Genomic DNA, 19,608 nt, shown 5'->3' with positions numbered 1-19,608 from the left:
CTATTCCTCCCCATAGATAGAATCAATAATCTTTATTAAATCACCTCGTAATACATGACTACTCTTACTTTCACGAACAACTCTAATAAACTCTCGACGTATTAGATAATTTGATTTATCAATCCTTGTTTTTTCAATTTGTTTTGCAACAAAAGATCCTTTTCCTACTATAGAATAAATATAACCAGCTTTCTCAAGTTCCTCGTATGCTCTTTTTGAAGTAATCACACTTACCTTTAAGTCTCTAGCCAATGAACGCATAGAAGGTAAAGCATCATCTTCTTTTAATGTCCCATTCAATATTTGTAATATAATTTGATCAATGATTTGTTGGTAAATAGGCTCCTTGGAACTATTAGATAGTAAAACTTTCATTTTTCACCCCCTTCACTCACATCACCTTACATTAACATTATATACAATATATACATTATACTCAATAGATACACATTATATTTCTGTAACACATACACAATAAACGGTCCTATTTTATAGGATGTGTTTACATTTATAACAAAGGGATAATACGGATAAATACGTATTAAATGAAAGTGGTTCAAGTCGGAGAGAGGCTCCTTAGGGTGTCTTTTCTTGATTGAGGATCCCTTGGCGTAGTAAATTCCAAAATGCTGGTGGAATCCCAAAACCAAAAAAGAGTTTTCCTTAATTAGGAAAACTCTCTTTTTTATTCTATTACTATGAGATACTATATCCGCAATATTTTGGATTATATATCAAAAATCAAGTTGTTAAATACCTATATATTTTTTATCTCATTATTAATAATTGAACAATGCTCACTTGGATCTATCTCCATTGCAGGTTCATGCTGCACTTTAAAAATAAACTCTGCAAAATTTTTATCCCTATTATCTGGAAGATAAAACAAATAAAACGGATAGTACCCTTTTTTGTATATGCGAAACTTAGACGGTGCCTGAAAAAATAATTTATCCTTTATTACATCTTCCAACGCAATCTCAAACCAACAATGAAATTGCATCTTGCATTAGGCAGACTAACCCCAATACAATTACTATCCAACTATTCCTTTATATACTTCCCTGATAACTTCGTCCAAATGTTTAATAAGTTATTATTGATTACACCATCACTATTAACCTATTTTATAAAATATATACCTAATTTATTATTTATTTTTGGCTTGGTTTACCGTTACTTATGATACGGTTCCCCACGATTAATCCGAAACGCTCTATACACTTGCTCAAGCAACACTAATCGCATTAATTGGTGTGGTAATGTCATCTTTGAAAAAGAAAGTGATTCATTTGAACGCTTCATCACTTCTGAGCTTAGTCCAAGTGATCCACCAATTACAAATGCGACTTTACTCTTTCCGTATGTAGCAAGGCGATCTAGACTTATCGCGAATTCTTCTGATGACTTTTGCTTTCCTTCTATAGCTAATGCAATCACATGTGTGTCATCAGAAATTTTATCCAGTATACGTATACCTTCTTTTTCCTTTACAATTAACATTTCTGCTTCACTTAAATTTTCTGGCGCCTTTTCATCAGGCAATTCAATTACTTCTACTTTTGCGTATGCAGATAATCGTTTTAAGTATTCTGCTATACCTTGTTTCAAATATTTTTCTTTTAATTTCCCAATTGAAATAATCGAGATATTCACACGTATCCTCCACCTTACAAACATGTTATCCACAAAACTTATCCACATATCCACAAATACTACCCACATATTGTGTGAGAATCTGTGTTCGATACAACATATGTCGCCTCATTTTGACAAAATTCACATGTTTTTTTCTCTTTTTCTGAGTTATCCACATTGTTGATAACTGGCGCAACTTCACACTCATCCACAATAATATCTAACGCTAATTCAACATGCTCTAAACAACAAGGTAAATTCATTTTCTTCACCTCACTTTTCTACAATAGAAAACAGGAGGTAGGCCCTCCTGTTTTTAATACTTTTGAATGCCTAATTTCACTGTTGTTGTTACTCTTTTTGTGCCACGATAAAACGTAAGAGTCATTTTATCATTAATTTCCTTATCATATAAGGCCGTACGGAATCCAATAATATCGCGAATCGGTTTTCCATCTACCGCCACAATAACATCATGTTCTCTTAAACCAGCATCCGCACCTGGCGAAGGACTTTTCACATCCAAAATACAAACTCCCTCTGTTACAGTACCTGGTAAATGTAATGTTTTTGACCAATAATAGTTTGGAATTTCATTTAATGACCTAAGTTCAATCCCAACATATGGTCTTCTTACTTTTCCATACTTCTCAAGTTCATTCATAATCGGAACAGCTCTAGTCACCGGAATAGCAAGGCCGATTCCTTCTACTTCTTTTGCAGCAATTTTCATTGAATTAATACCAATTAATTGTCCTGCTGCATTTACAAGCGCACCGCCACTATTCCCCGGATTAATCGCTGCATCTGTTTGTAACACTTCTACTTGCCAATCATAATGTCCATCTTGATCTAAATCTACAGGGACAATACGTTCATTAGCTGAAATAATACCTTGTGTAACTGTTCCAGAAAATTGCAGTCCAAGCGGGTTTCCAATCGCAATAACTGGCTCTCCTCTGCGAACAGTATTAGAATCGCCAATTTCAATTATTTTTTTCACATGCTTTGCATCTATTTCTAATACAGCTAAGTCTGTGACTACATCGGTTCCTAATACTTTTCCAGGAACCTTCTTACCGTCACTTAGACTTACTTCAATACGATTCGCTCCAGCTACAACATGATTATTCGTTACAATATAAGCTTGACCATCTGTCTTTTTATAAATTACTCCTGATCCTGTACCGGCCTCTGAATCTGCCTCTGAAAAGTTATCTCGTTGAATGTTAATAACACCCACAACAGCTTCAGATGCACGATCAACAGCATCTACAAAGCTAATCTGTTTAATCCCTTGAGCTTCGGCCATATTACTTCCGCTTGCTTCAGCTTGCGGAAGCGTATCAGCAGAATTTGAAAATAAAGGCGCTCCAAACGCGAATAAAGAAGCTCCTACAATTGTTCCCGCTATACTAGAAAGAACTATACCTTTGTGCTTCTTTTTTCCTGCACGTTTCATACGATAATTTTCTTCATCAATAAAGGACATATTTGTTCACCTATCTTCCTGAAAACAACTATATTCACCTTTATTGTTTACTAAAATGAAGAATTATACGTATTGAATTTTTGTAGGCATTTTTGGATCTGTATCGTGAATTTCAAAGGATTCACCCACTCCAAATCCTTTTTCCTCTAGTACTTGTGATACTGACATACGCGCTAGTTCTTTCATGTTATTATCTAAGCTTAAATGGGCTAAATAAATATGCTTTGTCTCATCTGTAATTACATCTGCCATCGCTAATGCAGCATCCTCATTACAAACATGCCCAACGTCACTTAAAATACGTCGTTTAATGCTCCATGGATAACGTCCCATACGAAGCATTTCTACATCATGATTACTTTCAAATACGAAAGCATTAGCTCCCTTAATAACGCCTTTCATACGGTCACTTACGTATCCCGTATCTGTAATAAGCGCTAACTTCCTATTATTGTTATGGAAAGCATAAAACATCGGTTCTGCCGCATCATGAGAAACTCCAAATGACTCGACTTCAATATCACCAAAGGTTTTCACATCACCAACTGAGAAAATAAACTTTTGTTCAGTTGGGATATTTCCTATTAAATGTTCCATTGCATTCCATGTTTTCTCATTCGCATAAACAGGTAAATCATATTTACGTGCCAGTACACCTAAACCTTTAATATGATCACTATGCTCATGCGTTACAAGAATACCTGATACATCATTTATATTCAGTTCTGCTTGTTTAAATAAAGCCTCTGTTGCTTTACCACTTAAACCTGCGTCGACTAGTAATTTTTTTTCATCGGTTCCTACGTATAGCATATTTCCTGTACTTCCACTTGCAAGTACGCTAAAATGCAACCCCATTCTTTCTCACTCCAGTATGTTCATCAACCACTTGATTTTCCTTTTCTCCTAATTCCATAACTTGTCCTTCAATTGCATTCACAAAGAAGTCCTGCTTCTGCTCCGTTTTCAAATTCCACGTTGGAGCCAGTACTTGGTTATTAGAAGTAGATGCGGTAAGAGTGGCATAACCAATTTGCGCTTCTTTAACATGCGTATTTCCATGAATTTTATTTTTTAAATACAAATTTTCTAAAGCTGTTTGAGCCGTAATAATTTCTTGCTCTTTCGTTTTTTCACCTTCGCCCATTTCTTTTAAATCAGTTAGCATTGTCTGCGTATATGAAACAAGTTCATTTTTTTCATTTAATTCCACAACAATCATCGCCTGATTATTATAGAAAATAGGCTTATCTTTATATTTTTGGAAGAAATAAATTTTAGAGTCTTTCACCGCTCCAAATTCATACTTTTGTCCATCCAATACATAGTTCTTCAAAAATTCATTATACTTATCTTTTGATAATGATTTCGTATTTAAAAAAGGCTCTTTTAGCTTACTTTCTATCTTGTACATATTTTGTATATGCACCGTTTGATTTTTCAAAGACTGTATATCTTCTTCTTTAAAAGCTTTATTTTCTGCTCTAATAAATGACTCTTTTTTCGGTTCTTTAGGGATATTTCCCATCGTAATTTTGTTTGCTTTTAATTCTTGATCTATCTTTGTTTCTGCAATAAGCTCCAATTGATTACTATCTTGCTTTTGAATGAATTGGAAAATGAGAAAGAGGTCCAAAACAAAAAAGGTCACAATAAATATGGTTTTAATCCGATCCCAATCCATTTAGTCCTCCCTCACTCCACTCATAGATTTTCTGTTTACCTGTTTCATCTTCAACAAGCTTTACATACCAAATTGGTTGTAATCGAACTACTTGTCCATCTAGTGATAACTTGTATCCAATACCAATATCCTTAATTACTTGTTTCTTTATCTCTGGATTATTTTCTAGGGATGCTATTACAACATGCCCTGACGGAAGAGTAACCTTCTGTTCTATACCTTTAGTATTTAAAGACAGCAACGGTCTTTCATATTCCATTACTTCTTCTGATCCCCATATTTGTCTCAATTCAGCTAATCCATCTTCATTGAATACTGAATATCCATCTTCATTTAAACGAAATACTGTCTCTCCTTTATTCATATAGTCCAAACGATATGAATCCAAACTTCCACTGTGACCACTTACGAATTCAAAGCTTTTTTGTAAAAGCATTAAATTATCTATCGTTTTCTCAGTTAAGACAGAAGAGTTTTTATACTTTAGCATGTGACGATCGTTTTCAATTTCCATGGATCTAATACCATCTGTAAATGTTTCTTTCGACATCTCGGTAATCGGACTTAAATAACGAGGATCACTAAACAGAGCATTCTTAAACGTATCAACTGCTAAATTAGATGAAATATATGTTATATTGTTTAACTCTGTCGTTCCATCTGGTAAAAATAACTTTTTCATATCATTAAGTTGATAATCAAAATAAGGCTTTGCTGATACTATAAATTGATTTTGGGCATTTACAATATCTTTTAAATACACGCCACTTAATTTTGCCTCGTATATTTTAAAGTTATCACCATCAGAAACAAAGTTAATTTTAATTTCTTGATCCTTACTTCGAGAAGGATCGAGGAGAATACGATTAAAATGTTTAGGCTTATCTGTACTCTTCTCTTTCATGTTAAACATGGATTTTACTGCATCAAATGGGATATCGGTAGGGAAAACAAGTTCAACTTTCCCTTCACCATGCACATATGAAAGGAAATCACCCTTAGCGATTGATATCTCTTTAAAATCATGTAGTTCCCCTACTTCCAGAGGCTTATAGATTGATTCTATATCTGCCTCTCTTCTGCTCCCATAATGATTTTTATCTTTATGCACGATGATAGAAGTAGGACGGACAACATCGGAAATTTTAGTTTGGTTCATTCCTTCATTTCCCTGCACAAATTTCGCGTTTTGCATGGATGTAGAATCTGGCACATACGTCCATAGGTTAAAAGTAAGAAATAGGCTAATTACAACTAGGTTAATTAAAACTATTGTTTTAAAGTTTTCCATACTCATTCCCAATCGTCCTCTTCATCTGCTGCCATTGGTAACGTGAAATAAATAGTTGTCCCTTTTCCTTCTTCACTCTTCGCCCAAATAGAGCCACCATGCGCCTCAATCATTTCTTTTGCAATTGCTAATCCAAGCCCAGTACCACCCATTTGTCTTGAACGAGCTTTATCTACGCGATAAAAACGCTCAAAGATTTTATCAACGTTTTCTTTTGGAATACCCATTCCTTGGTCACTTACACTAATTTCTAATAAATCACCGCGATCACGTAAACGATATGTTACTGTTCCACCTTCTGGTGAATACTTTAATGCATTAGAAATAATGTTATACAGCACTTGAGTAATTTTGTCAGTATCCATATCAATAAATCTAGATTTCTTAGAGAAAGATCGTTTGAAACTTACATTTTGCTCTTTAGACATTTCAAAGCGATCAATAATATTATTAAAGAAATCAGTAAAGTCGACCCATTCTTTCATTAAACGATGCTCTGTACTATCAAGTTTAGATAGCTGTAACAACGCATTTACAAGTCTAATCATTCTTTCTGTTTCTTCTTGTGTAACCGTTAAAAATTGTGGTGCAATATTTGGATCCTGCCATGCTCCATCTGTAAGTGCCTCTAAATAACTGCGCATCGTCGTTAATGGCGTCCTTAATTCATGAGAGACATTCGCCACAAACTCACGGCGTTCCCGTTCTATACGCTCCTGCTCTGTTACATCATATAGTACAGCAATTAAGCCGTTTGCCTTCCCTGTTTCTTTTTGAATAACAGAGAAACTAGCACGTAAAATATATGGTTCGTTTCTCGTACTAAAATCTAATAAAACAGAATCTGGCTCTTCATATAAATGATCGAGCGTAAATTCTTCCTGTATCCCTAATACCTCTAAAACAGATTGATCGAGCGCTGTTTCACGAGAAACATTTAACATCTTTTCCGCAGGGTCATTTAGTAAAATAATATCCCCTTTTCGGTCAGTAGCAATTACTCCATCTGTCATATGTGATAAAACAGATGATAATTTACGCCTTTCACTTTCTGTAGAAGAACGAGCTTGTTGTAATTTTTTTGATAAATTATTGAAGGATAATGCCAGTTGTCCAATTTCATCATGACTATGCACTTTTACTTTTCTTGAATAATTTCCTTTTGCCATTTCGATTGCTTGTCTCCGCATATCTGAAATTGGTCTTGTAATTGTTTGAGCCAATAAAATTCCAAGTACGGCCGTTACTAATAAAGCAATTACTGTTCCCGTAGCAAAAATTTGATTTATATCCTTCATTTGTTTATATACATCTTCCATAGATGCCACAATGTAAATAACACCAAGCGCATCCTTACCGTTATCATCTAGAATCGGAGTAAGCATAACTTGAACACGATGACCTGTATTACCATCCTTCTCAATTTTCACTTCCGGCTTTTTCTGTACTAATACTCGCTGAACAGCTATATCAGTTGATGTTCGATTCACCTTATTCTGCTTTGATTCATCTGAAATAGCCAGTAACTTTCTATGCGAATCAAATACGCTTACCTCTTGTATAACTTTCTTCTGATCAGAGGCAAATTTTCGAATTGAAGTTTTAATCGTTTCATCTGTTGACTCTGTTTCTGCTTTTGTATAACTTTTTTTAAACTCTTGCTTCAAATTATATGATAATAAGTTTGTTTGCTGCGTTAAAGAATCCCTAAAACCTTGTACTAAGCTCTTCTCTAATTCCCTTACGAAATATACTCCAATAACTTGCATCGCTATTAATATTAATAGCATATATATAAGCACAAATTTTAAATGAATAGATTGAAAAAAACCAACTTTCTTCATATACTATTCCTGCTCTGGGTCACGCAAGTAATACCCTACTCCACGTCTAGTTACAATTAAAGTAGGATGGCTTGGATTATCTTCAATTTTTTCACGCAAACGACGTACTGTAACGTCTACTGTGCGCACATCTCCAAAATAGTCATAACCCCAAACTGTTTGTAATAAATGTTCGCGTGTCATAACTTGTCCTAAATGTTTCGCTAAATAATGTAGCAACTCAAATTCACGATGTGTAAGCTCGATATTTTCCTCACGCTTCGTTACACTATATGCATTTGGATTAATCACAATTGGTCCAATAACCATTTCTGTATTTTCTTCTTTTTCCGCAGCACCACCTTGTTGATGGCGGCGTAAATTCGCCTTCACACGAGCAAGTAATTCCCTCGTACTAAATGGCTTCGTTACATAATCATCTGCCCCAAGCTCGAGCCCTAATACTTTATCAATCTCAGAGTCCTTTGCTGTAAGCATAATAATCGGCATTTCTGAGCTTTTACGTATTTCACGGCAAACCTCTAAGCCATCTTTACCTGGTAGCATAATATCTAATAAAACCATATCTGGTTGCTCTTCATTAGCCTTTTCAATTGCTTCATCACCATCATGCGCCATTACTATTTCAAAACCTTCTTTTTCTAGGTTAAACTTCAAAATATCTGCAATCGGCTTTTCATCATCAACTACTAAAATTTTCTTTCCCATCATCGTCTATTTCCTCCTTATAAAAATATGGTCAATAATCCCTAAACATATTGATGTTTACATAGTATGTCCTATATGACCGCATCCTTTGTTTAAGTATTTTCTCCTCTATTCTCATAGACTCATGTATGATCCACTTTTACACGGCATCCTATACGATCTATAGAAAAACCTCTAGCTTCAACTGCTAGAGGCTCCTCGTTCTATTTTAAAATAACTACTCAGTTTTGTAAAATTACATAAATAAAAAGGATATTAAGTGGGCCCACTTAATATCCTGAGAGTGGCTCGGGACGGAATCGAACCGCCGACACGAGGATTTTCAGTCCTCTGCTCTACCGACTGAGCTACCGAGCCAAAACTATATATAAAACCACTAATGGTGGTATAAACAAAAGTGGCGGTCCCGACCGGGGTCGAACCGGCGATCTCCTGCGTGACAGGCAGGCATGTTAACCACTACACCACGGGACCAAAAATAAGCAAAAAAAAACATGACCCGTACGGGATTCGAACCCGTGTTACCGCCGTGAAAGGGCGGTGTCTTAACCACTTGACCAACGGGCCACGAAAAATAAAATGGTGAGCCATGAAGGACTCGAACCTTCGACCCTCTGATTAAAAGTCAGATGCTCTACCAACTGAGCTAATGGCTCATACTCACCAACGTCATATTTTCGTGACGACAAGATGTATCATAACATGTATTCTGTATTTATTGCAATACTTTTTTTGTTTTTTTATAAAAGAATAAGAAAAAAACTCATGCAGACATGAGTTTTTTTCAACAAATGTTAATTAAGCTTCGTATACGTTACGTACAATATTTGTTTGGTTACGATCTGGTCCAACTGAGAACATAGATATTTGAATTCCTGTTAACTCAGAAACACGTTCTACGTATTTTCGTGCATTTTCAGGAAGTTCATCTAATGATTTTACACCAGTAATATCTTCTTCCCAACCTGGAAGCTCTTCATATACAGGCTCACATTTCGCTAAAATGTTTAAGTTAGCTGGAACTTCATCAATAACTTCGCCATTGTATTTGTAAGCTACACAAATTTTAAGAGTTGGAATACCTGTTAAAACGTCGATAGAATTTAATGATAGATCCGTTAAACCACTAACACGACGTGCATGTCTTACAACAACGCTATCGAACCAACCTACGCGGCGTGGACGACCAGTTGTCGTTCCATACTCGCGACCAACTTCACGAATTTGATGACCAATTTCATCATGAAGCTCAGTAGGGAATGGACCATCACCAACGCGGCTTGTATATGCTTTACATACACCTACAACGCGAGTAACTTTCGCAGGACCAACTCCAGTTCCAACTGTTACACCACCAGCAATTGGGTTAGAAGATGTAACGAACGGGTACGTACCGTGGTCAATATCAAGCATAACACCTTGCGCACCTTCAAATAATACACGGTGATTATTATCTAATGCATCATTTAATACAACAGACGTATCACATACATATTGCGCGATTTGTTGCCCGTACTCGAAGTACTCTTCGAAAATTTCTTCTACAGTGAAACCTTCTGTATCGTACATTTTTTCAAATAAACGATTTTTTTCTACTAAATTGCGCTCAAGCTTCTCTTTAAATGCTTCACGGTCTAAGAGATCAGCCATACGAATACCAATACGAGCAGCTTTATCCATATATGCAGGACCGATACCTTTTTTCGTTGTACCGATTTTGTTATCACCTTTACTTGCTTCTTCTAACTCATCTTGTTTTAAGTGGTAAGGTAAAATAACATGTGCACGGTTACTTACACGTAAATTATCAGTACTTACACCACGATCGTGTAAGTATTTCAACTCTTCAAGTAATGCTTTTGGATCTACTACTAATCCGTTTCCGATTACACAAATTTTCTCTTTATAGAAAATACCAGATGGAATTAAGTGTAATTTATATTTAACTCCGCCGAAAACAATTGTATGTCCCGCGTTATTTCCACCTTGATATCTTGCAACTACTTCCGCATGCTCAGAAAGAAAATCAGTGATTTTACCTTTTCCTTCGTCGCCCCATTGTGTTCCTACAACTACTACTGAAGACATTATTAAAGCACCTCCGCAATTTTCAAACGATCTATTCAAACAATATAATTGTACCAAAACCGAAAGAGAAGTCAACCGAAAAGCGAACATTTTTTCACAAAAAAACATTTTCGTTCGTAAGAATTATATATTTAACTTATGAAAGCCTTATCTTTCTTATAAAAAAAAAGAAACACATCTTATTATAAGAAATGTGTTTCTTTTTTATACTGCCTTTATGCCGGTGGAGCATGTCCATCCTCAAAACGACGTTCTAAGTTAACGAACTTATTGAACTCTTTGACGAATGCAAGTTCCACTGAACCTACTGGACCGTTACGTTGTTTTGCAATAATAATTTCAATTGTATTTTTGTTTTCCGTTTCTCGATCATAGTAGTCTTCACGATATAGGAAAGCTACAATATCAGCATCCTGCTCAATACTTCCAGATTCACGAATATCAGACATCATCGGGCGTTTATCTTGACGAGATTCTACACCACGAGATAACTGTGATAAAGCAATAACAGGCACTTGCAATTCACGCGCAATCCCTTTTAAGGTACGAGAAATCTCAGATACTTCCTGCTGACGGTTTTCTCCTGATTTCCCACTTCCTTGAATAAGCTGCAAATAGTCAATCAAAATCATACCAAGACCTTGTTCTTGCTTTAATCTACGGCATTTTGCTCGAATCTCATTTACTTTAATACCTGGCGTATCATCAATATATATACCAGCATTTGAGAGACTCCCCATTGCCATTGTTAATTTTGCCCAATCATCGGAAGTTAATGAACCAGTACGAAGTCTTTGTGCATCAATATTCCCTTCTGCACAAAGCATACGCATAACAAGCTGATCAGCACCCATCTCCAAACTAAAAATCGCTACATTTTCATCCGTTTTCGTCGCTACGTTTTGTGCAATATTTAATGAAAATGCCGTTTTCCCTACTGATGGACGTGCTGCCACGATAATTAAATCATTTCGTTGGAAACCTGCTGTCATCTTATCTAATTCAGTAAACCCAGTTGGTATCCCAGTAACTTCACCCTTTTGATTATGCAAAAGTTCAATTTTGTCATAAGCATCTACAAGAACATCTTTAATGTTTTGGAATGCTTTTGCATTCGTTTGATGGGATACTTCTAATATTTTTTTCTCAGCCTCGTTTAAAAGACCATCCACATCATCTTCTCTCTCGTATCCATCCGATACAATATGAGTCGCCGTGCGAATTAAACGACGTAAAAGCGCCTTTTCAGCGATGATGCGTGCGTAATATTCTACGTTAGCTGCAGTTGGCACAACTTCTGCTAACTCTGCTAAGTAAGAAACCCCACCAACCTCTTCTAGTAACCCTTGATCAGCCATTGCTGATGTCATCATTACTAAGTCGATCGGCTCTCCCTTATCAGATAGCCCAAGCATGACTTCAAAAATCTTTTGATGTTTCGTTCGATAGAACGAATCAGGTACCAATAACTCTGATGCTGAAGTTAACGCATCTTGATCAATCAATATGGCCCCTAAAACCGCCTGCTCAGCCTCTATATTATGCGGAGGGGTACGATCAGCAAGTACATCACTCATACGCAATCCTCCTTGCTTAATTTATTTTTATTGTTCACTAACATGAACTTTTACTGTTGCTGTTACTTGTGGATGCAATTTCACAGTAACGTTTGTATAACCTAGCGCACGGATTGCATCGTCCATTTCAAATTTACGTTTATCAAGTTTAATCTTGTGTGATTTTTGCATTGCATCTACGATTTGTTTGCTTGTGATAGAACCAAATAAACGGCCACCTTCTCCAGATTTCGCCTTTAATTCTACAGTTAATTTCTCTAAAGTCTCTTTTAACTCTTTTGCATTTTCAAGCTCTGCTGCTGCATCTTTTTCTTCTTTACGCTTTTGAGCTTCTAAAGTTTTCATACTGCTATTTGTTGCTTCAGCAGCTAATCCTTGTTTTAGTAAGAAGTTATTTGCATAGCCATCTGGTACGTTTTTTACTTCTCCTTTTTTACCTTTACCTTTTACGTCTTTTAGAAAAATTACTTTCATGATTGTGTGCCTCCCTGTAAATAGTCATCAATAACAAATCGAAGCTTCTCCTCAGCTTCATCTACTGTAACATTTTTCATCTGTGTGGCTGCATTCGTCAAATGCCCGCCACCGCCTAAGTTTTCCATAATTAGCTGCACATTCACTTCACCTAAAGACCTGCTGCTAATTCCAATGAGATTCTCGCCACGTTTCGCAACAACAAATGATGCAATAATCCCTGTCATCGTTAATAACGTGTCTGCCGATTGCGCAATAAGCACTTGATCGTAGTAATCATCACTATCAACTTTAGCAATCGCAATTCCATTTTTATAAATGTACGCATTTTTTATAGCTTTTGCAACCCGTAAATACTGATCCATATCTTCCTTTAAAAGTTCTTGTACAAGTACAGTATCTGCACCATGTGAGCGTAAATAAGAAGCAGCATCAAATGTACGAGCCCCTGTCCGGAATGTGAAACTTTTCGTGTCGACAATAATACCCGCTAACAATGCCGTCGCTTCTAACATTGTCATCTTTAAATTTTTAGGTTGATACTCAAGTAATTCTGTAACCAATTCTGCCGTTGAAGAAGCATATGGTTCCATATAAACTAGCAATGGGTCTTCAATAAAATCTTCTCCACGGCGATGATGATCAATAACTACTACATTTTCAATTTTATGTAACAGTTTTTGCTCCATCACCATAGAAGGTTTATGCGTATCGACAACAACAAGTAACGACTCATCATTTGCAAATTCCATCGCTTGCTCTGGAGTAATAAAATGAGACCATAACTCCTCATTTTGTTTCACTTTGTCCATCAAACGCTTAATTCCTTTATCGGAATCATTTTCATCTAACACAATATATCCTTTACGCTCATTTAATTGAGCCACTTTTAAAATACCAATCGCAGCACCAATTGCGTCCATATCGGGAGCCCTATGCCCCATAATAATGACATTACTACTTTCTAATACTAAATCCTTTAACGCATGCGAAATGACCCTGGCGCGTACACGGGTACGTTTTTCAACCGGATTTGTCTTACCTCCATAGAACTTAACTTTACCTGTCGCTTGTTTAATAGCTACTTGGTCTCCCCCACGCCCAAGCGCAAGATCTAAACCAGATTGAGCCATTGCTCCAAGCTCTGATAAAGGTAAATCACCTGATCCGACACCCACACTTAATGTAAGTGGTATATTCCTTTTAGATGTTTCTTCACGCACCTGATCTAAAATGCTAAATTTCCCTTTCTCCATCTGCGTCAAAATACTTTCATTTAGCACAACGAAGAATCTTTCTGAAGATGCACGTTTTAAATAAGCACCATACTTAAGTGCCCATTCATTTAGTCGCGATGTCACAAGACTTGTTATATTCGTACGTAATTGATCATCTAATCCTTGTGTAACTTCATCATAATTATCCAAATAGATGACAGCTAAAACAGTCCTTTGATCCTCGTACATCTTTTCGATTTCTGTTTGTTCCGTTACATCAAAGAAATAAATTAACTTTTCTTCTTTCCTTACAAAAACGCGAAACTTTCGATTATTTAAAGAGACTATATCATCAGAAGTTTCTCCTTTAATGAAAAGAAGTAATGTTTCTGATACATCGTAAAGGTGCCATCCAGCTAATGCGTGCTGTCCCAGACATGAAGATAAATAAGGATTTGCCCAATCAATCCCATAATCCTTATTGTATAACAAAATACCAATCGGCATTTGGTTAAATGCTTCATTACTTACTTTCTTTACTCTTGTAATCATATCTGTCGTATGCTTTTCGAAATTCCTTTGAAAATTAAGTTCAAATCGTATAACGATAAAGAATACGATACAAAAAATGACAAAAGCAGCTATACCCATAATTAAATGAAAATAACAGAGAATTGAAATGAGCACAAACACAAAAAATGCCAATACATAAACAGGATATAAAAACCACTGTTTCTTATCAAATTCAGGCATGTATACAACTCCTATAAAGTAAAACTAACTTACCTTCCAGTTAGTTAAACAGATTAAAATAGTATAAGGAATATTATTTTATCCCCCTATTTTAGAACGCAATGAAATCCCTAAGTCAATTATACCTAAGATTGTCACAAGAGGAAACAGCATCGGAATAAACATGCATGCAATAAAACTAATAATAGGAACCCCTTTAGTAAAACCTTTTCTATACGCTAAAAAGGCGATAAATGTCAGACCTTGCAGTACAAGCAATAGCGCAAATATGACATTTAGGTTAGAAAATACCATATGTAAATATGATGTTGGTTCTACTTTTATAAAAGTTGCTAACAAAATAAATATAACGTAATACCAAATGATACTCTTTGGTAATTGTATATCTTTAAATTTAGGCCAAGATATAACTTCATGTTTTAACTTTTTCAAAACACTACCTGATATTATCACTGTAATCCAAGAAAAACATACTGAAACTAGCACAAGTATACTTGGAAGTAACGATTGTAATATATCATTCATTTGTGCAAGTAGCTCTTTTTGTTCCTTACTAATCGGCATACCTGTAGCACTTACTATCTTTTCGCTTTTCGCCATACTTTCACTAAACATACTTTGCATTTGCTTCATTATATCTATGTTGAAAAACTTTATACTCGCAACATAAATAAGTACAAAACCAATTAAGTATGCAAGCGTCCCCGCTATTAAGATTTCAACTGGCTTTTTTCTTGTTTTATACATATATCCTAAAACAATCCCTATCAATCCAAACATAATTGTCTTCACTAAATTCAGCGGTTGACTCACAATAATAGTAACAAAAAGTGCTGCTACAAAAACCACGAGCACATTAGATAGTTTATGTCTTATCATTAATAGTATAAATGGTAACGGCAACGCAAAAGTTACAACTGTACCCAAAATCGGAACATACATAGATATAAGCAATAAAATTGCATATATAGCTAATAATGCTGCACCTTCTGTAATAAACTTTGTTTGTTTCACATTTTAACCTCTCTTTCAAAAAGAAAAGCATAGCAAAATGCACAGTAGAGTCCGACTCTACTGTGCATTTCATACGCTATTATTCACCAACATATGGTAAAAGTGCCATTTGACGAGCACGTTTAATTGCAACTGTAAGTTTGCGTTGGTATTTTGCGCTTGTTCCTGTTACACGACGAGGTAAAATTTTACCACGCTCAGAAACGAAACGTTTTAATAAATCAACATCTTTATAGTCAATGCGAGTGATGCCGTTAGCTGTGAAGAAACACACCTTACGACGTTTCGCACGTCCACCTTTGCGTCCTGCCATGTCTATTTCCCTCCATTCTTTGTTAAAACTAACAAATTTACTGTATTAGAACGGTAAATCGTCGTCGGAAATGTCGATCGGTTGACCTACATTTGAAAATGGATCGTCATTCTTCGTAAATCCAGAGTTACCTTGGTTACCTGAATTACTAGATTGACCAAATGGGTTAGAGCCTTGGTTACCGAAACCAGCTCCTGATGGTTGCTGATTAAATGAACCACGTTGCTCCCCACCGCCATTACGCGGCTCTAAAAATTGCACGCTTTCCGCAAGAACTTCTGTTACGTATACACGTTTACCATCTTGTCCCTCGTAATTACGAGTTTGAAGACGCCCATCTACGCCTGCTAAGCTACCTTTTTTCAAATAATTTGCTACGTTTTCTGCTTGTTTACGCCATATTACACAATTAATAAAGTCAGCTTCACGCTCACCTTGCTGATTGGCAAATGCGCGATTCACAGCTAACGTAAAAGTAGCTACTGCGACACCATTGGGCGTGTAACGTAAGTCAGGGTCCTTAGTTAAACGACCAACGAGGATAACACGATTCATCAATCGAACCACTCTCCCTTATATATCAATTATTTTTCTTCTTCTTTAACAACGATATGACGAAGGATGTCTTCGTTGATCTTAGCTAAACGGTCGAATTCGTTAATCGCTTCTGCGTTAGATTTCACGTTTAAGATCATGTAGAAACCTTCACGTAAGTCGTTGATTTCGTAAGCTAAACGACGCTTACCCCACTCTTTCGTGTTAATGATTTCTGCACCATTGTTTGTTAAAACACCTGCAAAACGTTCAACTAAAGCTTTTTGAGCTTCTTCTTCAACGCCAGGACGAATGATGTACATAATTTCGTACTTTCTCATTACACTTTCACCTCCTTTTGGTCTAAACGGCCCGTAATGGGCAAGGAGCAATTAATTTATAGTAATTACTCACGAGTTTAGATTATATCATAGTAAGTTATATGAATCAACTCACCAATACATAAAAAACTTGGCAAACATATAATATATTTGCCAAGTTCATATCTTTATTTTTCCTAGGAAATATTAAATTAAACGTTAAAACGGAAGTGCATAACATCTCCGTCTTTTACGATATATTCTTTTCCTTCTAAACGTACTTTTCCAGCTTCTTTTGCAGCTGTCATAGAACCGTTTGTCATTAAATCATCGTAAGAAACTGTTTCTGCACGAATAAATCCACGCTCAAAGTCTGTATGAATAACACCAGCACATTGTGGTGCCTTCATTCCTTGTTTAAATGTCCAAGCACGTACTTCTTGAACGCCAGCTGTAAAGTACGTAGCAAGTCCTAATAGGTCATATGCTGCACGAATTAATTGATCTAAACCAGACTCTTCAATTCCTAATTCTTCAAGGAATACTTTTTTCTCTTCTTCGTCTAATTCAGCGATTTCTGATTCAATTTTTGCACATACAACGATTACTTGAGAATTTTCATTTGCTGCAAATTCTTTTACCATTTGTACGTATTTATTTTCCGAAGGATCGATAATATCGTCTTCACTTACATTCGCTACGTATAACATTTCTTTTGTTGTAAGTAAATGAAGACCTTTAACAATCTTCATCTGCTCTTCTGTAAATTCAACAGTACGAGCTGGTTTTCCCTCTTCAAAAGCTTCTTTTAAACGAACTAAAATTTCATGCTCATATACCGCTTCTTTATCTTTTTGTCTTGCTAATTTCGCAACACGCTCGATACGCTTATCAACAGACTCTAAATCCGCTAAAATTAGCTCTAAATTGATTGTTTCAATATCATCAATTGGATCTACTTTCCCTGAAACGTGCGTAATATTTTCGTCTTCAAAACAACGAACAACTTGGCAAATTGCATCTACTTGACGAATGTGAGATAAGAATTTATTTCCTAAACCTTCACCTTTACTAGCACCTTTTACGATACCTGCAATATCAGTAAACTCGAATACAGTCGGAACAGTCTTTTTCGGTTCTACTAATTCCGTTAATTTATTTAAACGCTCATCTGGTACTTCTACAATCCCTACGTTTGGATCAATTGTACAGAATGGATAGTTCGCAGATTCTGCTCCTGCTTGTGTAATTGCATTAAATAAAGTGGACTTCCCTACGTTAGGTAATCCAACAATCCCAGCCGTTAATCCCATATTTTTCACTCCTATGTCTCAATCTTTCATCATTATAGATAGTAACGAAAAAAATGACAAGTTTCCGCCAAACGAAAAAAAGTAACAGTTACCTACTGTAACTGTTACTCTTCCTCTATTCTTCGTGCTTCACAAGTATTTTTTTCACCTTACGATCAAACTCTCTTCGAGGAATCATTACTGAATGGTCACACCCCTCGCACTTAATGCGGATATCCATTCCCATACGAATAATTTTCCAACGATTCTCGCCACATGGATGGGCTTTCTTCATTTCCACAACATCATACAAGTTATATTCCTTTTGCTCCATTCTCCAAACTCCTCTCCATACTAAATTGCTTTTCCACTAACTAATTCTTCACGATTATATAAAACCATACGTGGATATGGAATTTCAATTCCATGTAAATCAAGACGATTTTTAATCTCTTTACGAAGTGCCCTTGCAATAACTGCATGTTGCATCGGTTCTACTTCAGCAATAACACGTAATATAACTTCTGATGCAGCTAATGTTTGCACACCTAATAATTGAGGTGTTGTTACCATTTTTTCGTACTTTGAAGGTAATTCTACTAATAAATCTTCAATAACTTGCTCTGCTTTCGCAATATCAGCCTCATATGAAATAGATACATCAACAAACGCTACACTATTACTAACTGAGTAGTTAGTAACTTGAATAATACTTCCATTTGGTAAAGTATGAATTTCACCTGTCCAACTCTTTACTTTCGTTGTACGAAGTCCAATTTCTAAAACGACTCCTTCAAATTGACCGATTTTAACATAATCGCCAACTGAAAACTGATCTTCTAACAAAATAAATAAACCTGTAATAACGTCTTTCACTAAACTTTGAGCACCAAATCCGACTGCTAAACCAATTACCCCAGCACCCGCTAATAAACCTGATGCATTAATATCAAACACACCTAAAATCGCAATTAGCATAATGAACATAACAACGTACGCTACAATATTTTCAAGTAATTTCGCTACTGTAACTGTACGACGTTCTGAAATTTGAATTGGAGAACGACTCCCCATACGAAACGCATTTCGTACAACCGCCCTTGCAATTCGCACAACAACTGCACCAATTGTTAAAATAATACATATTTTTAATGTCGCAACTCCAATATGAGCCCAACGATCAGCATCTAATAAATACTGTTTCATAGAATTAAACCACTTCGCTAATAAATCCATGTACCTCTACCTCTCTAGCTAAAATTTCTTTTTAGTTACCCTTATTATTGTATCAGAAGTCCCCTAATTGCTGAAAAAATTTTATGATTTTAATCCTATTTTATCCCCGACATCCAGGTATAAAATGGAACGA

Annotated in this window: 20 protein-coding genes and 4 tRNA genes; all 24 read right to left on the bottom strand. The window is 35.8% G+C overall.

The features are described from left to right. On the bottom strand, positions 1-375 hold the full coding sequence (locus tag BLT20_RS17960; RefSeq protein WP_000866328.1) for a GntR family transcriptional regulator: 375 nt from the start codon (positions 373-375) through the stop codon (positions 1-3). A gap of 801 nt (positions 376-1,176) precedes the next feature. Further along, a complete protein-coding gene (gene rlmH / locus BLT20_RS17950; protein ID WP_001027000.1) occupies positions 1,177-1,656 on the bottom strand; it encodes a 23S rRNA (pseudouridine(1915)-N(3))-methyltransferase RlmH in 480 nt (159 codons plus the stop codon). A 59-nt stretch (positions 1,657-1,715) separates the two neighbouring features. Beyond that, positions 1,716-1,901 carry a CxxH/CxxC protein gene (locus tag BLT20_RS17945; protein WP_001052827.1) on the bottom strand — a complete coding sequence of 62 codons (186 nt, stop codon included), beginning with the start codon at positions 1,899-1,901 and terminating at the stop codon, positions 1,716-1,718. 53 nt (positions 1,902-1,954) lie between these two features. After that, complete coding sequence (locus BLT20_RS17940; RefSeq protein WP_000008031.1) at positions 1,955-3,130, bottom strand: S1C family serine protease; 1,176 nt, start codon at positions 3,128-3,130, stop codon at positions 1,955-1,957. 63 nt (positions 3,131-3,193) lie between these two features. Beyond that, a complete protein-coding gene (locus BLT20_RS17935; protein ID WP_000522837.1) occupies positions 3,194-3,988 on the bottom strand; it encodes an MBL fold metallo-hydrolase in 795 nt (264 codons plus the stop codon). Next, positions 3,972-4,814, bottom strand: coding sequence for a two-component system regulatory protein YycI (locus BLT20_RS17930; RefSeq protein WP_000383740.1), 843 nt, complete (start codon positions 4,812-4,814; stop codon positions 3,972-3,974). The genes BLT20_RS17935 and BLT20_RS17930 overlap by 17 nt, the downstream gene beginning before the upstream one ends. Next, positions 4,795-6,111 carry a YycH family regulatory protein gene (locus BLT20_RS17925; protein WP_000061557.1) on the bottom strand — a complete coding sequence of 439 codons (1,317 nt, stop codon included), beginning with the start codon at positions 6,109-6,111 and terminating at the stop codon, positions 4,795-4,797. Before BLT20_RS17925 ends, BLT20_RS17930 begins: the two co-directional genes overlap by 20 nt. Continuing rightward, positions 6,108-7,949 carry a cell wall metabolism sensor histidine kinase WalK gene (gene walK / locus BLT20_RS17920; protein ID WP_000755365.1) on the bottom strand — a complete coding sequence of 614 codons (1,842 nt, stop codon included), beginning with the start codon at positions 7,947-7,949 and terminating at the stop codon, positions 6,108-6,110. The genes BLT20_RS17925 and walK overlap by 4 nt, the downstream gene beginning before the upstream one ends. Positions 7,950-7,952: 3 nt before the next feature. After that, a complete protein-coding gene (gene walR / locus BLT20_RS17915; protein ID WP_000971865.1) occupies positions 7,953-8,660 on the bottom strand; it encodes a cell wall metabolism DNA-binding response regulator WalR in 708 nt (235 codons plus the stop codon). Positions 8,661-8,941: 281 nt separating this feature from the next. Then, positions 8,942-9,014, bottom strand: a tRNA-Phe gene (locus BLT20_RS17910). A 41-nt stretch (positions 9,015-9,055) separates the two neighbouring features. Further along, positions 9,056-9,131 (bottom strand) — tRNA-Asp (locus BLT20_RS17905). A gap of 21 nt (positions 9,132-9,152) precedes the next feature. Then, positions 9,153-9,224, bottom strand: a tRNA-Glu gene (locus tag BLT20_RS17900). A 13-nt stretch (positions 9,225-9,237) separates the two neighbouring features. Next, positions 9,238-9,313, bottom strand: a tRNA-Lys gene (locus BLT20_RS17895). 142 nt (positions 9,314-9,455) lie between these two features. Beyond that, complete coding sequence (locus BLT20_RS17890; protein ID WP_000100238.1) at positions 9,456-10,745, bottom strand: adenylosuccinate synthase; 1,290 nt, start codon at positions 10,743-10,745, stop codon at positions 9,456-9,458. A gap of 215 nt (positions 10,746-10,960) precedes the next feature. After that, positions 10,961-12,322 (bottom strand): replicative DNA helicase, encoded by a 1,362-nt coding sequence (gene dnaB, locus BLT20_RS17885; protein ID WP_001286148.1) that lies wholly within the window; start codon positions 12,320-12,322, stop codon positions 10,961-10,963. Positions 12,323-12,349: 27 nt separating this feature from the next. Further along, positions 12,350-12,796, bottom strand: coding sequence for a 50S ribosomal protein L9 (gene rplI / locus BLT20_RS17880; protein WP_000864228.1), 447 nt, complete (start codon positions 12,794-12,796; stop codon positions 12,350-12,352). Beyond that, positions 12,793-14,766: a DHH family phosphoesterase gene (locus BLT20_RS17875; RefSeq protein ID WP_001113785.1), complete on the bottom strand. Its 1,974-nt coding sequence runs from the start codon at positions 14,764-14,766 to the stop codon at positions 12,793-12,795. The genes rplI and BLT20_RS17875 overlap by 4 nt, the downstream gene beginning before the upstream one ends. 78 nt (positions 14,767-14,844) lie before the next feature. Beyond that, positions 14,845-15,780 carry a YybS family protein gene (locus BLT20_RS17870; protein WP_000814840.1) on the bottom strand — a complete coding sequence of 312 codons (936 nt, stop codon included), beginning with the start codon at positions 15,778-15,780 and terminating at the stop codon, positions 14,845-14,847. 79 nt (positions 15,781-15,859) lie between these two features. Continuing rightward, positions 15,860-16,093, bottom strand: coding sequence for a 30S ribosomal protein S18 (gene rpsR / locus BLT20_RS17865; RefSeq protein ID WP_000918873.1), 234 nt, complete (start codon positions 16,091-16,093; stop codon positions 15,860-15,862). A gap of 45 nt (positions 16,094-16,138) precedes the next feature. Further along, positions 16,139-16,651 (bottom strand): single-stranded DNA-binding protein, encoded by a 513-nt coding sequence (ssb, locus tag BLT20_RS17860; RefSeq protein WP_000981966.1) that lies wholly within the window; start codon positions 16,649-16,651, stop codon positions 16,139-16,141. Between the two features lie 26 nt (positions 16,652-16,677). Further along, positions 16,678-16,968: a 30S ribosomal protein S6 gene (rpsF, locus tag BLT20_RS17855; RefSeq protein ID WP_001233778.1), complete on the bottom strand. Its 291-nt coding sequence runs from the start codon at positions 16,966-16,968 to the stop codon at positions 16,678-16,680. Between the two features lie 191 nt (positions 16,969-17,159). Further along, positions 17,160-18,260 (bottom strand): redox-regulated ATPase YchF, encoded by a 1,101-nt coding sequence (gene ychF, locus BLT20_RS17850; protein ID WP_000524657.1) that lies wholly within the window; start codon positions 18,258-18,260, stop codon positions 17,160-17,162. A gap of 115 nt (positions 18,261-18,375) precedes the next feature. Continuing rightward, positions 18,376-18,573 (bottom strand): DUF951 domain-containing protein, encoded by a 198-nt coding sequence (locus BLT20_RS17845; protein WP_000435485.1) that lies wholly within the window; start codon positions 18,571-18,573, stop codon positions 18,376-18,378. A gap of 20 nt (positions 18,574-18,593) precedes the next feature. Beyond that, on the bottom strand, positions 18,594-19,475 hold the full coding sequence (locus BLT20_RS17840) for a mechanosensitive ion channel family protein (protein WP_000364814.1): 882 nt from the start codon (positions 19,473-19,475) through the stop codon (positions 18,594-18,596). Positions 19,476-19,608: the final 133 nt, after the last annotated feature.

This window comes from Bacillus sp. cl96, from assembly GCF_900100505.1.
GTDB classification, from domain to species: Bacteria; Bacillota; Bacilli; order Bacillales; family Bacillaceae_G; genus Bacillus_A; species Bacillus_A cereus.
This window is presented reverse-complemented; position numbering and strand designations above follow the sequence as displayed.

What these genes read in the sequence shown, in the direction of transcription:
- BLT20_RS17960 (WP_000866328.1), bottom strand. Translation starts at nt 375, where the DNA reads ATGAAAGTTTTACTATCTAATAGTTCCAAGGAGCCTATTTACCAACAA.
- BLT20_RS17945 (WP_001052827.1), bottom strand. Translation starts at nt 1,901, where the DNA reads ATGAATTTACCTTGTTGTTTAGAGCATGTTGAATTAGCGTTAGATATT.
- BLT20_RS17940 (WP_000008031.1), bottom strand. Translation starts at nt 3,130, where the DNA reads ATGTCCTTTATTGATGAAGAAAATTATCGTATGAAACGTGCAGGAAAA.
- BLT20_RS17935 (WP_000522837.1), bottom strand. Translation starts at nt 3,988, where the DNA reads ATGGGGTTGCATTTTAGCGTACTTGCAAGTGGAAGTACAGGAAATATG.
- BLT20_RS17930 (WP_000383740.1), bottom strand. Translation starts at nt 4,814, where the DNA reads ATGGATTGGGATCGGATTAAAACCATATTTATTGTGACCTTTTTTGTT.
- BLT20_RS17925 (WP_000061557.1), bottom strand. Translation starts at nt 6,111, where the DNA reads ATGAGTATGGAAAACTTTAAAACAATAGTTTTAATTAACCTAGTTGTA.
- walK (WP_000755365.1), bottom strand. Translation starts at nt 7,949, where the DNA reads ATGAAGAAAGTTGGTTTTTTTCAATCTATTCATTTAAAATTTGTGCTT.
- walR (WP_000971865.1), bottom strand. Translation starts at nt 8,660, where the DNA reads ATGATGGGAAAGAAAATTTTAGTAGTTGATGATGAAAAGCCGATTGCA.
- BLT20_RS17890 (WP_000100238.1), bottom strand. Translation starts at nt 10,745, where the DNA reads ATGTCTTCAGTAGTAGTTGTAGGAACACAATGGGGCGACGAAGGAAAA.
- dnaB (WP_001286148.1), bottom strand. Translation starts at nt 12,322, where the DNA reads ATGAGTGATGTACTTGCTGATCGTACCCCTCCGCATAATATAGAGGCT.
- rplI (WP_000864228.1), bottom strand. Translation starts at nt 12,796, where the DNA reads ATGAAAGTAATTTTTCTAAAAGACGTAAAAGGTAAAGGTAAAAAAGGA.
- BLT20_RS17875 (WP_001113785.1), bottom strand. Translation starts at nt 14,766, where the DNA reads ATGCCTGAATTTGATAAGAAACAGTGGTTTTTATATCCTGTTTATGTA.
- rpsR (WP_000918873.1), bottom strand. Translation starts at nt 16,093, where the DNA reads ATGGCAGGACGCAAAGGTGGACGTGCGAAACGTCGTAAGGTGTGTTTC.
- rpsF (WP_001233778.1), bottom strand. Translation starts at nt 16,968, where the DNA reads ATGAGAAAGTACGAAATTATGTACATCATTCGTCCTGGCGTTGAAGAA.
- ychF (WP_000524657.1), bottom strand. Translation starts at nt 18,260, where the DNA reads ATGGGATTAACGGCTGGGATTGTTGGATTACCTAACGTAGGGAAGTCC.
- BLT20_RS17845 (WP_000435485.1), bottom strand. Translation starts at nt 18,573, where the DNA reads ATGGAGCAAAAGGAATATAACTTGTATGATGTTGTGGAAATGAAGAAA.
- BLT20_RS17840 (WP_000364814.1), bottom strand. Translation starts at nt 19,475, where the DNA reads ATGGATTTATTAGCGAAGTGGTTTAATTCTATGAAACAGTATTTATTA.